The organism is Halopenitus persicus (genome assembly GCF_002355635.1).
In the GTDB taxonomy this organism is placed as follows: Archaea; Halobacteriota; Halobacteria; order Halobacteriales; family Haloferacaceae; genus Halopenitus; species Halopenitus persicus_A.
Genome location: NZ_AP017558.1, coordinates 1,427,344 through 1,440,882, shown reverse-complemented (window position 1 = coordinate 1,440,882; position 13,539 = coordinate 1,427,344). Strand labels below are relative to the sequence as shown.

At 56.8% G+C, this 13,539-nt stretch carries 11 protein-coding genes; 4 read left to right on the top strand and 7 right to left on the bottom strand.

Annotation, left to right across the window (positions count from 1 at the left end):
- Positions 1-94 precede the first annotated feature (94 nt).
- Positions 95-862, top strand: coding sequence for an SDR family NAD(P)-dependent oxidoreductase (locus tag CPZ00_RS06970; RefSeq protein WP_157744204.1), 768 nt, complete (start codon positions 95-97; stop codon positions 860-862).
- A gap of 627 nt (positions 863-1,489) precedes the next feature.
- Positions 1,490-2,263 carry an SDR family NAD(P)-dependent oxidoreductase gene (locus CPZ00_RS06960; RefSeq protein ID WP_096390239.1) on the top strand — a complete coding sequence of 258 codons (774 nt, stop codon included), beginning with the start codon at positions 1,490-1,492 and terminating at the stop codon, positions 2,261-2,263.
- 495 nt (positions 2,264-2,758) lie between these two features.
- Here the strand turns inward: CPZ00_RS06960 and CPZ00_RS06955 are convergent, their stop codons facing one another.
- The 4 genes from CPZ00_RS06955 to CPZ00_RS06940 all read right to left on the bottom strand — a co-directional run bounded on the left by CPZ00_RS06955 (position 2,759) and on the right by CPZ00_RS06940 (position 7,567).
- On the bottom strand, positions 2,759-3,958 hold the full coding sequence (locus CPZ00_RS06955; RefSeq protein ID WP_096390238.1) for an MFS transporter: 1,200 nt from the start codon (positions 3,956-3,958) through the stop codon (positions 2,759-2,761).
- A gap of 316 nt (positions 3,959-4,274) precedes the next feature.
- Positions 4,275-5,117: a carbohydrate ABC transporter permease gene (locus tag CPZ00_RS06950; protein ID WP_096390237.1), complete on the bottom strand. Its 843-nt coding sequence runs from the start codon at positions 5,115-5,117 to the stop codon at positions 4,275-4,277.
- Positions 5,114-5,896 carry a carbohydrate ABC transporter permease gene (locus tag CPZ00_RS06945; protein ID WP_233255148.1) on the bottom strand — a complete coding sequence of 261 codons (783 nt, stop codon included), beginning with the start codon at positions 5,894-5,896 and terminating at the stop codon, positions 5,114-5,116. The genes CPZ00_RS06950 and CPZ00_RS06945 overlap by 4 nt, the downstream gene beginning before the upstream one ends.
- Before the next feature lie 222 nt (positions 5,897-6,118).
- Positions 6,119-7,567, bottom strand: a complete 1,449-nt coding sequence (locus tag CPZ00_RS06940; protein WP_157744203.1) for an extracellular solute-binding protein — start codon at positions 7,565-7,567, stop codon at positions 6,119-6,121.
- A gap of 226 nt (positions 7,568-7,793) precedes the next feature.
- On the opposite strand from CPZ00_RS06940, the gene CPZ00_RS06935 reads away from it, so the two are divergent.
- The gene (locus CPZ00_RS06935) at positions 7,794-8,228 is read left to right on the top strand and encodes a TOBE domain-containing protein (protein ID WP_096390234.1); all 435 of its coding nucleotides are present in this window, start codon (positions 7,794-7,796) and stop codon (positions 8,226-8,228) included.
- Positions 8,229-8,305: 77 nt separating this feature from the next.
- Here the strand turns inward: CPZ00_RS06935 and CPZ00_RS06930 are convergent, their stop codons facing one another.
- The 3 genes from CPZ00_RS06930 to CPZ00_RS06920 all read right to left on the bottom strand — a co-directional run bounded on the left by CPZ00_RS06930 (position 8,306) and on the right by CPZ00_RS06920 (position 12,317).
- Positions 8,306-9,265 carry a D-2-hydroxyacid dehydrogenase gene (locus CPZ00_RS06930; RefSeq protein WP_096390233.1) on the bottom strand — a complete coding sequence of 320 codons (960 nt, stop codon included), beginning with the start codon at positions 9,263-9,265 and terminating at the stop codon, positions 8,306-8,308.
- A gap of 121 nt (positions 9,266-9,386) precedes the next feature.
- Entirely contained in the window at positions 9,387-11,033 is a 1,647-nt protein-coding gene (locus CPZ00_RS06925; RefSeq protein WP_096390232.1) for a thiamine pyrophosphate-binding protein, read from the bottom strand.
- A gap of 51 nt (positions 11,034-11,084) precedes the next feature.
- Entirely contained in the window at positions 11,085-12,317 is a 1,233-nt protein-coding gene (locus tag CPZ00_RS06920; protein WP_096390231.1) for a mandelate racemase/muconate lactonizing enzyme family protein, read from the bottom strand.
- A gap of 127 nt (positions 12,318-12,444) precedes the next feature.
- Here CPZ00_RS06920 and CPZ00_RS06915 point away from each other — a divergent pair, with 127 nt between their 5' ends.
- Positions 12,445-13,494 carry a mannonate dehydratase gene (locus CPZ00_RS06915; protein ID WP_172861794.1) on the top strand — a complete coding sequence of 350 codons (1,050 nt, stop codon included), beginning with the start codon at positions 12,445-12,447 and terminating at the stop codon, positions 13,492-13,494.
- Positions 13,495-13,539 lie beyond the last annotated feature (45 nt).

The window sequence follows — 13,539 nt, the reverse complement described above, 5'->3', positions numbered from 1 at the left end:
GGGGCTTTCAGATTGACAGTTGAATAGTATCTTATAATTTATGTGTATCATATCAAATAAAATATTTTTATATATGGGGAGAGAAAGGTTACAGGTGAAGCTAGCAAATCGGACGGCCATCGTTACAGGTGCCGCGAGTGGAATCGGCAGAGCGATCGCTATCGAGTTCGCGAAAAACGGAGCTGACGTCGCCGTAGCCGACGTCAGAAAGGAGCCGAAATCAACAACGGAGAAGACAACCACAGTCGAAGAAATCGAATCCCACGGTCAGCGTGGTGTCTTCGTTGAGACAGATGTAAGCGACTCAGATGATACCGCAAATCTGACTGAAGAGGTGGTAGAGCGTTTTGGAGGGATCGACGTATTCGTCAATAATGCTGGAATAAGCGTCGAGGGTAAAATCCATAATACGTCTCCGGAGGATTGGAACAAAGTTCAAGATATCAACGTTAACGGCATATACAATTGTATGCGTACGGCGATACCATATCTCCAACAGAGTGATGCGGGGCGGATCATCAACATAGCTTCTCAGCGAGGGATGCGCGGAGGATCAGTTGACGCGAAAGCGGCGTATAGTTCCTCTAAAGGGGCAATAATTCAACTAACGCGGCAAATGGCTATCGATTACGGACCGGACGGGATTACTGTCAATGCCATCTGCCCAGGACCGATCGACACGTCTATGAATGATATGGATGAAGTTGGTGAGTTTATATTTGATCAGATCACTTTACCATACGTCGGTCAACCTGAAGACATAGGAAATGCGGCGTTGTTTTTGGCATCTGACGAGGCGAAATATATTACGGGGCATACATTGGTCGTCGATGGAGGATATTTAGTCGGTACTGAGCGCTAACCGGGTTGTAGAAAAATTTCGCATCTGATGTGTAGGTTTCCCAACTGACATGATCATTTGGTAAGTGATAATAATAATTCGGACAGACGCTCCATATCCAAGCGAATTATCCCAGACAACTGCTCGGGTGGTAGGTTGTTGATGAACGACGTATAGAACGTGTTTCTGCGGCGTTTCAGCTCTTGAATTCAGTATTGGATTTCTTGGACTGTACTGATGGGAAATGTAAGTAGCTCTCAGTTTGGTGAAGACGGAGCTATAGCTAGTCTCACCGTTACTATAGTTGGTAAATCTCATCTGTATAACTCGGTGATTCCTGATAGAAACCGCTGAGTTATGAGATACTCCCGCAATGGAGTTACCGCCGTGTAGTGGGGCGATGAGTTTCTCGATCGACCGCGACGAACAGCATAAACTTCTCTCCCTGTCGTTTGGCGATGGTTTTGCTCACCAGCACAATGGCCGGCAGTTCAGCGGTATATCGCCGACCGGCCTCGTCCAATTTCCGTCCAAACCTTTGAATCCACATCTGGATCACGACGCGGCTCGTCGACTCGCGCCCAAACAACTTACCTCGTCCGGATAGGTTACCCATACCTTTAATATGAACACCGAAACATCCCAGATATGGAACTCGACATATCTGGTGAAGTAGCTATTGTTACGGGTGCGGGCAGGAATATCGGTCGATCGATCGCTATATTGTTCGCTTCAGAGGGTGCAAAGGTGGTCGTGGTCGATATCGATGAGGAACGGGCAAATGAAACAGTTGGAATTATAAAAGACGATGGCGGAACGGCACGGGCGCAGGCTATTGATGTTGCAGACGAGGACCAAGTCAGAGCAATGGTCGAATACACTGAAGATACATTCGGGCCTGCTAACATCCTAGTTAATAATGCAGCAGTGAAAGAAAACTCCGAGTTCCTAGAGATGTCTGCATCCGCATTTGATCGGACCGTGGAGGTCAATCTACGTGGAACATTCCTCTGTACGAGAGAAGTATCGAAGTCTATGAAAAACTCAGATCGTGGAAGCATCATTAATTTCTCGTCAACGTCAGGACATCGAGGAGAAAAATATTCAGTTGCATATGCGACTACAAAAGCGGGCATATTGAATTTCACCCGATCAGTAGCAAAGGTATTAGCAGATGACGGAATTCGCGTGAACACCATCACTCCCACCCGGACTGGAAAAACCACGCTGAGTGATTCCAATCTCGATGTTGGAAGTAAGCATTCAGGTGATTTAGCAGACGATCAGATCCGGAATATGATTCCACTTGGCCGGCTCGGCACGCCAGATGATATCGCCAAAGCCACATTATATCTGGCGTCACCGATGAGCCAATTCATCACCGGAGCAGAAATCCAAGTTAATGGAGGTCGACTAGCGTAATCATCACCACTAGCCCGAGTTCAACATTTGGGGGAACTCACGCATCAGCTTCGAAGGAGAGATGTTCAAACAGTCAACGTCTCTATCTCCACGACATTGAAGAATGAGTTTACCGAGGGACCACCTTGCAGGATCGCTGAGCATATGCCGTCTTAGCGTTTACCCTGCTCTTTGATGTGCTAATCGTTCGGCGCGCTCGAATGTTGTCATCTATATTTAATGCTGCTTGGTTCTGAGTGGACAAAGTATCGAAGGAAGATCGGGCTTGTCTGCTTATTGGAATCCGATGACGGATTGGAATTACTATTTGACCGTTTGTTCGAGGTTGTAGACTTCGGCGGTGAACCCTTAGTAGTAATCCGACTTTTCAACGATGGTTGAGTATTATTCTAGGCTTACGAAATAATAAAACCACCTCAAGCGTGGAGTGTTGACAGAAGCAGCGGTGTTGGCGACCTCATTTAACTTCGGTTCCATACATTCGATTACTGGTAATCAGGCATCAGGTATCCGCAGTGCCAGCCCAGAGATAACGGTGACGAGAATGGCTAATATTATGTATCCTGCATCATAGTGACCTCCTTCAGCTATTGCACCGAATATCAACGGTCCCGTTGCACCAAGTAGTCCAGTACCCGACCGGACAAGACCTAGTCCGATGCCCTGAATGTCGTTAGGTAAAGTTTCAGTTAAGTATGGTTGAACTATTGCGCCGTTACCCTGTATGGTACTAATCAGAATGGTCACTCCAACCAGCCCAACAATGCTATCAGTAAACGGAAGCAGCATAAAACCGATAATCGAGCCACTCAGAACTACTGGCAGGGACCGACGAACTCCAACTCTATCATATGCCGCGCCAGTCAGTGGTTTGATGACGATACCGACGGCAAAAAAGAGTCCGAATAGAATCCCGGCGATGGTCGGAGACAGTCCTTTTTCATCAGTGAGATATATTGGATAAAACGCCGAAAATGTTTGCCAAACGAAAAGGAATAAAAATAGCATAACACACATAATTGCGATCGTTGGCGAATAGAGTTCAGCGATAATCGAGAAAGTGCTCTTGTTTACGTTCTTAGAACCGCCGTCTTCCGAGTCTGATTTTGGTAGTACCCACCAGAGGCTAACCACGGTGAGAAAAAAGAACGGGAGAACGTAACTGAAACCAAGCCGCCAGCAAACCGCAGCTGCGAGAAAGCTCGCGATGGGCGGAAGCGCTGTCTGCCCGACATCACCCGACGCCATCGTTACACCAAGGGCACGACCAAGACGGGTGGGATAGAGATCAGAGAGTATAGTCATACGCGCCACGGGATACTGGGACAATCCGGCCCCGACTAGTGCGGTCGCGATAAACAGCACGAACATCGACGGGGCAACGAGTACAGTGATCACTCCACATGCAGTTATAGTTACGCTTACCATCAAGATTCTTCGTTCGCTGTACCGATCTGCGAGGATTCCACCTGGAACTTGGCCAATTGAGTGCGTTATCCATACGACTGCTACAAGGAAGCCAGCGGTTGTCAGTGTAAAGCCGAAGTCATTGCTAATATATGGGATCAGAGGTGGATAGATCATCCGTGTCCCGATTAATAGGCCCCAACCTAGTGCGATAACGATTAACGATTTTCCTTTGCCTCCGGCCCACAGATCGGACAGCTCTTGACGAACTGAACTTAGCTTACTCATTGGATATCTAATATCCTCATTCACCGGATAATAAAAATTCACTTCCACAAAGGTATTATATATTCATTTTGGAGCATAGTATTGTGGAGAGCAGCGAAGGATTTGAGACCGCTTCTAGTTGATTCTCTGATACTGTAGTAAGGCAATCGGTGTCTAAACGCTATCTTTCGGAACCAGATTAGTCTCATCGACCTCAACCGTCTACCGCCGGTCGTAATCGGGATCAGACAGGTGTTCGAGGCGATGATATCAGTCGTGAACGGTGACGTGATACACCTCAGCGAACGCTTCGATCCGCCTATAGAAGCGTGGAGTGCTATCCCACACTGAATGATTGAGATAGCTGGCGGCGTCCCAACAGGTAGAGCACAGTAGGTGGGAACCCTATTATAAATGTCATTGCCATCACTAATCCCCAGTGCTTCACCTCACCGGTCGTAATAATGTACAATTGGACAACTGCTGGTCGTGGACCTACTCCTGTCGTGAGCATATTTGACATAAGGAAGTCGTTCCACGCGGTGAGGAACGAGAGGAATCCCACTGCTACGACTGCAGGTGCAGATAGCGGTAGCACTACTCGAAGGAATGCGGATGCTTGAGTACATCCGTACATTTGAGCGGACTCTTCGAGATTTGTCGGCAGTTTTGCGAAATAATCTCGCAAAATCCAAATCGCAAACGGTGTGACGAATATTTGATACCCTATCCAGAGCCCTACAATAGAATTGTAGAGACCTAGTCCATCCCAGATCGAAGCGATAGGGATGATTAGCAACACATACGGGAACATCATTGCGGCGATGATCAGGTAAAAAAGCGTAATTTTTCCAGGGAATTGCTTACGGGCAAACACGTATGCTGCTGGAATCACGATCACCATCGACATAATTGTGGTTCCTGTGGCGATTATGAAGCTGTTCACCAGCTGGTCCTGCAGACTTACGAACGCATCGACCCATGTAGAGAGCGTTGGTTCCTCCGGAATTATGCGTACCGTGCTCGCATAGAACTCATTAGGTGGCCGGAATGCTGCAAAGAACGCAAACATCATCGGGAGGGCGAAAATCGCCATCATACACGCTATGAGCGCCCACTTGACGAATTCGAAGAGGGCACTTGAATTCGATACTTTCTGGATTTTGTTTGTTATACTCATTCGTTATCACTCCGAGACTTCTCGAAGCCACGGATGAAGAGTAGCGTGAACGCCAACGTAATAATTAGGAGCACTACACCGACTGCGAATGCAAGGCCGAACTGGCCCTGATCATATGCGAACCGGTAGAGGAACACTGCTAAAATCGAGGTTGAGTATCCCGGTCCTCCTCCGGTTAGTTGATAAATTTGGGAGACCTTCGTGAGGTTCCAAACCATTCTGATACTGACAGCCAGTAGAATCGCTGTCTTGAGGTGGGGAAGCGTGATATGTAGAAACCGATCGACGATACCGGCCCCGTACATACGAGCACTCTCGTAATATTCCTCTGGAATACTCTCAAGAGAGGCCAATAGAATCAGGAACATAAACGGCCAGAAGGTCCACGACGTGATACCAATTACCGCCATAAGAGCTGTATCACTTTGGACGCTCCAGTATATCGGTGAGTCGAGAATGTTCTTATTTGTAAGGAACTTAAATATTGGCCCAACATTCGGGTTGATGAGATAGAGCCAGATTGTCCCCGTCGCAACCGGAGGGAGCGTATACGGTATAAGGAACGAACTGCTAATCAGGTTCTTGAATCTGCTTATGCTATTTACCAACAGAGCCGCGGTGAGAGCTATTATCAGCTGGACTAGTGTTGTCGTTGCAAATAACGCAGTCGCTTTCAACGAAGTATAGAATGGCTCCCATCCGAACAGATATATGTAGTTCTCGAGGCCGATAAATTCCGGAGGGGCGGTCGAGGTGAATGACCATTGATGGAGAGACATCCAAATTCCGCGAAGAAACGGAACCCAGACGATCAAGAAGAGAAAAATAACAACAGGTGCCAACATCAAGTAGGCGAACCAGTTGTCCGAAAGTATGGACTTGTAATGGCTATATGAACTTCTAGCGCTACGTAACAGTCTGGAATCAGTTTTCACACTCATAGAGGGATGTAGAATTTTTTATTTAATATTTTATGTTTGGGGCCTAAACGGGAGTGTTATTTATTCGCGCTCTGCCCAGAATTCATCGATTAGTTGGTTAGCCTCTTCGGCGGCCCGGTTGCAACACTCTTCCGGAGTGATCTCTCCATTGAGTGCTTCTTGGAATCGAGGGCCCATTACGTTCTGCTCAATCGTTCCCACAAGAGGGAAAGACGATTTATCTTGGACACTGTTCTTTGCCATTGTCGTCATAGTCTCGAAGGCTTGATGTTGTGACTCATATTCGAGTGACTCTTGCACTTCTGCCCACACATCTTCACGAATTGGGAGCATACCTAATTCTGAGAACATAAACTTCTGGAAGTCTTTTGAGAACCACATACTGATGTACTCCTTAGCTGCCTCCATTTGCCGATCCCACTTTGCCTGATCAACATCGTCAGGCTTGTTGGTTAGCCCGAGGCAGAACGAGAGGGGTACGACACCAAAACCATCGTCAGTATCGAAGAATTTCCCGTACTGAATGTTCCCTTGTTCTATCTGACTTTGGCCGCGATCGAGAAACTCGGGGAAGTTCGGTGGTTCACATACGCTCATACTGATCTCTCCATTGATGAGGAGGCCGACTGCCTCCTCATCGGACATCTGCGGAGTTCCAGGGTTAGAGACTTCATGTTCTCTGAAGAATCCAACAGCCTCTCGCGTACGCTGGATGAACTCCTCTGTGTCAAAATTGACACTTTTGAAGTCGTCTGCAAAGTATCCATAGCGTCCGGATGCAGCAGCTGCGGGAAGGATGTAGGTGTACCAATCGAAGACGTCCCCATGAACCTGGAAGCCATAGTCTGATGGCCCGTTATTTTTGAGTTCTAGTGCGAGATCAAGTAGGTCATCATAACTTTCAGGTGGGAAATCTTGATCGGGATCCAGTCCCGCCTCCTCCATATGATCGGTACGAACTTGGAATGGTTCCTGCGTTACTAAGCCGACGGGGAGCGCGTGAACTCTGTGTTCCAATCCGACGTCGTCTTTCCAAGTATTCCCAGTTTCCCGGTAAATATCGAGGAACCATTGGATATTGTCTAGCGTCTCGTCATCCAGAGCGTCTTTCCATTCATCGAACGGCTTGACCCATCCTTGCTCCGCAAATCTACCGGTGAAAATACTTTCACCACTAAAGACGTGTGGATAGTCTCCTCGCTCGAAGGAAGAAAACCACTTTGCTCCTGACAACTGCGCGTAACCACTGAAATTTATGTCGATTTGATTCCCAGTGTCCTGCTCGAATTGATCACTTATGTTGTTTATTTGATCTCTGGCGGACCGAGACTGGGCGTTCATAACGTCCCAAAATTCGATAGTTGCACCCCCGGATCCACCATTCGTACCATCGGAGCCCCCGTTTCCATTTCCACCAGAGCCCCCATTTCCATTCCCACCAGAGCCGCCACCGCCATCTCCGAGACAACCAGCAATTGCCGCTGCAGCAATTCCACTAGTTGCTTGCATTGTCCGCCGTCGGCTCAACTTTTCATTGTCGCTCGTGCTATCATCTGACATTCGAAACCACATCAGACTAATCATATTCACCCGTAATAAATATTTCTAACAAGATGCTGGTTCGATTCACAGATCTATCGGCCTGGCTGATCCATAAGCAAGCACAACCTGCCGAAGACGACGCCACGGACCCACGTATCTCAAGATCGACGGCCTGACCAAGTACGACCAGCCGGTGAACTCCTTCGTCGGCGGCTTCATTGGCAGCCCGCAGATGAACTTCTTCGACGCGGAGGTGGACGTCGACGCGGGCGAGATCCGGACCGACGCGTTCACGCTCCCGTACCCCGAGTGGATGCGCGACCGGATCGACCGCGGCGGAACCTTCGCGGCCGAGTTCGACATTCGGCCCGAGGACATCAGCGTCGAGGGACTCGACGAGGACGCGAGCGCCGAGGATCACGCCACCGCCGAGGTCGTGGTCGTCGAGGAGATGGGGTCCGACTTCTTCCTCACCCTCGAGAACGACGGCGTCGAGTACCAGGCCATCGTCGAACCCAACACGAGCCTCCAGCGCGGCGACAGGATCAGCCTCCAGTTCGACCTGCAGAAGTGCCACCTCTTCGACGACGACACGGGGGCCTCGCTGGTTTACCCGTCGGACCGATAACCGAGCCGTCGGATCGTCACTCGAGAACCGCGCGATCGCCGTTCGTCACGCCGCCTCGCTGTCGGCTCCCGAATCGGTCACAGCACCCTGTTCTCGAACGCGTCGTACTCGCCGCGCCGGTAGCGCTCGTAGTTCGACAGGAAGATGTCGGCACACCGGTCGAGGTACTTCGGTGAGGAGCCGGCCATGTGCGGGGTGACCAGCACGTTCGACAGGTTCCACAGCGGCGAGTCCTCCGGCAACGGTTCGGTCGCCTGGACGTCGAGCGCGGCGCCGCCGATCTCGCCGCCTCGCAGCGCCGTCACCAGCGCGTCCTCGTCGACCACCTCGCCGCGTGCGACGTTGACGACGACCGCGTCCGACCGCATCGACTCGAACGCCCGCGCGTCGAGGAGTCCACGCGTGTCCTCGGTCAGCGGACAGCTGAGGACCACGTACTTCGACCGCGCGAGCAGCGCGTCGAGTTCGTCGGGACCGAACATCTCGTCCACCGAGTCGTGTCCCTGATCCGGATTTCGGCGCAGTCCCAGCGTCTCCATTCCGAACGCCGACGTCCGGTCGGCGATCCCGCCACCGATCTCGCCGACGCCGATCACGCCGACGGTCGAGCCGTGGAGCTCGCCGCCGCTGAAGTGGCGCCACTCGCGCCGCCGGTGGCGACGGATCCCCTCCAGGAGGTTCCGTTCGAACAGGAGCATCGTTCCGAGAACCTGTTCGGCGGCCGGGATCGCGTGCACTCCCGACGCGTTGGTCAGGATGATGTCCCGGTCGCGCATTCGGTCGAGGTCGTAGTGGTCGACGCCCGCGTTGAGCGCCTGCACCCACTCCAGCTCGGTCGCCGCCTCCAGGAGGTCCTCGTCGAGCGCCCGCGTGACCACGATCTCCGCCTCCGGGATCTGCCGTTCCGTCTCGGCGTAGCTACGCGCCCGCCGCAGGTCGATTGCCGCGTCGTGTGACTCGATCGCCGTCCACAGCTCCTCGACGGACCGATCGTGTGGTGCCTCGTGCATTACGAGCACCGTCGGTGGAGTCGACATACGGACTACCGTGGTCGGCTCGCCCACAAATACGTACTGGTGTCGGCCACGCCGGCCGACACGTCGCTTCACCGCGATCCGGGAGGTGGACCTCCGGGAGGTGGATCTCCGACGCGGCCCCTCACCGCGTCATGAACTCGCCCGCCTGTGGCTCGTCGGGATCGGTCGGGATCTCCACGAGCGTCGGCCCGCTTCCGACCGCCGCGCTGGCTGCCTCGCGGATCTCGCTCGGCGTCTCGGCGCGGTCGACGTCCAGGCCCATCCCCTCGGCGATCCGGGCGCAATCGAGCGGCGCGTCCGACCAGCCGTACGCGCTCGACGCGAGATCGTAGCTTCGCTCGGCCTCCTCGCTGATGATCCCGTAGTCGTCGTTGTTGAACACGAACACCGTCACGTCGAGGTCCTCGGCGGCGATCGTGTGGAGCTCCTCGAGGCACATCAACAGCCCGCCCTCGCCGATGAGCACTGCGACCGGCTGGTCCGGGTTGGCGACCGCGGCCCCGACCGCCGCCGGGACCGCGAGCCCCATCGACGCCCAGGAGCCGGGATTGACGTAATCGCGCGGCTCGTACGCCGGAAAGGTCACGACCGTCCAGACCCGCGACCCGCCGGCGTCCGCGGTGACGATCGTCTCCCGGGGCAGCGCCTCACGCAGCGCCGCGAGCGCGCTCACGCTCGGGAGCGGCGCGTCCGTGGCGGCTCGGAGCTCGGCGGTCCGCTCGGCGTCCGCCGTCCGCACCGCCGCGGCACGGTCCGTGCCGGCCTCGCTCGGCTTCGTCACCGACCGGTCCGCCAGTGCGGTCTCGATCGCCGCGAGCGTTCGGTCCGCGTCGGCGACGACCGCGACCCGCGGGTCGTAGCCGGTCCCGACGTCCGAGGGGTGGAGGGTCACGTGGATCAGGTCCGCCGGGAACTCGTAGGACCAGTGTTGGGTCCAGACCGCGTCGAAGTCGCTGCCGACCGCGAGCAACACGTCCGACGACTCCAGACACGCCCGCAGCTCCGGACTCGTCCCACCGCACAGCGCCCCCGCGAACAGCGGGTGGTCCTCGGGCATCGTCGCCTTCCCCTTGTACGTCGTCGCCACCGGGGCGCCGATCGCCTCCGCGAGCGACCGGAGCCGCCCGCTCGCGTTCGCCGCCCGCACGCCGCCCCCCGCGACGATCGCCGGCGCCTCGGCCGCGGCCAGCAGGTCGGCCGCGCGCTCGACGGCCTCGGCCGGCGGGTCCGGCGGAGCGGCCGGCTCGGCCGGCTCGACGGCCGCCGGCTCGGTCTCCACCGGGATGAAGTTCTTCGGGATGCCCACCCGGACCGGCCCCATCGGCGGCGTCTCCGCGATCGTGATCGCCCGGTCCAGTTCCGCGACCACGCTCTGGGGCGTCTCCACGGTGACGTTCTCCTTGACGACGTTGTCGTAGGTGTCCGGCGGCGTCTCGTGGATCCCGTCGCCGCCGCGGACCTCGGGTTCGGTCTCGACGGCGATGTGGACCAGCGGCGTACAGTCGTTGAGCGCGTTCTTCAGCCCGTTCATCGCGTTCATGTCGCCCGGGCCGGGGATGACGACGGTGGCGGCCGTCTCGCCGCTCGACTCCGCGTAGCCCCACGCCTGGTGGGTGACGTTCGTCTCGTGGCGCGCCATCACGAACCGGACGTCGTCCCGGCCGCTGATCACGTCGTTCAACGGGAGCGTCTGTTTCCCCGGAATGCCGAAGACCGTCGTAATGCCCCGGTCCGTGAGGCGGTCGATTATCGCGTGATCGTTTCGCATATCGTCTACCGTCGGCCGAGTCCGGATAAAGCGTTTCGGTGTCGTCTCCGATCAGCGCTTTCGGTGCGCCTCGACGACGTCCCAGTCGAGTTCGATCCCGAGTCCCGGCTCGTCCGGAACGGTGATCCGCCCGTTCCGGATGAGGGGCTCCTCGCGTTCGATCAGGTCGTCCCACCAGGACACTTCGCGGGCGTGGAACTCCAACGCCAGGAAGTTCGGGACCGTGGCGCCGACGTGAACGCCGGCCATCGTCGCGACCGGGCTGCCGATGTTGTGCGGCGTCAGCGCACAGTACCGCGTATCCGCCAGCTCCGCGATCTTCTTCGACTCGGCGATCCCGCCGGTCTTCGGGACGTCCGGCGCGACGAAGTCGACCGCGCCCGATTCGAGGAGGTCGCGAAAGCCGTGCCGACCGTATCGATTCTCGCCCGTGAGGATCGGCACGTCGACGCGCTCGGCCAGCGACGCCATCGCCTCGGCGTTCTCCGGCGGCACCGGGTCCTCGATCCAGATCGGGTCGTATTCGGCGACCGCGGCACAGAGCCGCCGTGCCGACTCCGGGGCGAAGTTCCAGTGGAGGTCGAAGGCGTACTCCGCTTCGTCACCGACCGCCTCGGCGACCGCCGCGACGAGCTCCCGTTTGTGGTCGATCTCGGGCTCGGTAAGGTGTCGCGATTTCCGCTGGATCTCACCGCCGGACGGCACGTCGAGATCGAACTTGATCAGGTCGTACCCCTCCTCGACCGCCTCCCGTGCCGCCTCGGCGTAGGCCTCGGGGCGATAGACGTCCGTCGGTTGCCCCTCGCCGGCCGCCTCGACCATCGAGTCCCCGGCGTGACAGTCGGCGTAGATCCGGACCTGCTCCCGCATCTTGCCGCCGAGAAGCTGATAGACGGGCTGCTCCAGGGCCTTGCCGGCCGCGTCCCACAGCGCGAGCTCGACGCCGCTTATCGCCGTGGTTCCGATCCCCTGCTGGGACCCTCGTCCGGAGAGGCTCTCACGCATCAGGTGATAGAGGCGCTCGACGTCGAGGGGCGTCTCCCCCACGAGGACCGGTCGGAGGTAGTCGGTGATGATCTCGTGGACCCCCGGCGCCGGATACGCTTCCCCGATTCCCCGTATTCCGGCGTCGGTCTCGATCGTGACGATCGTCCATGGGAAGTTGCCGTCGATCACCAGCGTGTCGACGCCGGTGATCGTCGGCGTGTCGGTCGTCCGGCTCGGCGTTTCGTCGTAATCGCCCCACATCGTGGCGGCGAGCGTGCTCGCGAACTCCTCGTACATATCGCGGGAGCCGTGTTGGATCTACTCACACATTAACGCTCGCGATCCGGCGATGGCCCGCCTCGAGTCGGTCGGTTGGACCCCACGGATCGGTAGTTTGATGTGGGTCCTCGAGCCACGACTGGACATGAGCGAGCGAGACGATGGTGTGCGCGTCGGCTTCCGGACCAACACCCTCTCTGACGAACGGCTCCAGTACATCAGCCAGCTCGGCGTGACCGACGTCTTCATCAACCCGACCGAGCCGGGCGGCGGGACCGGCGGGGACATCTTCGTCGACGAGAGCGACCGCACGGAGACGGACCGCCGGCTGCCGCTCGGCCCCGAGGAGGTCCCGTCGGTCGCGTACCTCGAGGAGCTCGTCGACGCCTGCGCGGCGTACGACGTCGACCTCGCCGGGATCCACACGCTGGGCTACAACTGCTACGGCGACATCAAGTTCGACCGCGAGGGACGCGACGACCAGATCGCGGCGATCACGCAGCTGCTTCGGAACATGGGCGAGGCCGGGCTGCCGATCCTCGGCTACCAGTGGAACCCGCGAGGGGTCGTGCCGATGCGCACCGGGACGGTCCCGATCCGCGGCGACGCGGAGGCCACCAGCTTCGACATCGACGACGTCGAAAACGCCGGCGACCCCGCCCTCGACCGCGAGTACACCGAGGACGAGCTGTGGGAGAACTACGAACGGTTCCTCGAGGAGATCCTGCCGGTCGCCGAGGAGGCGGGCGTCACGCTCGCGCTCCATCCGATCGACCCGCCAAGCATCGAGACGATCGGCGGCATTCCGCGGCTCTTCCGGAACGTGGAGAGCTTCCGCCGCGCGATGGAGACCGTCCCGAGCGACAACCACGGCCTCAAGCTCTGTCTCGGTTGCTTCTCCGAGATGGGTGCCGACGTCGTCGACGTCGTTCGCGAGTTCGGCGAGGCCGGCGACATCACCTTCGTCCACTTCCGGGACGTCGAGGGACTCGCGGAGTCGTTCAACGAGACGTTCGTCGACTGCGGCAACTACGACGAGCTCGCGGTGATGCAGTCCCTCGTCGACAGCGGTTTCGCGGGGATCGTGATCCCCGACCACGTGCCGACGGTACGGGACGACACGGACTGGGGCCACCGCGGTCGCGGCTTCACGGCAGGCTACCTCCGCGGTCTCGCGCGCGTCGCCGACGACTGAGGCTCGGCGGTCGGGGTGGGTACGCTCGTCGGTACTTAAAAGAGA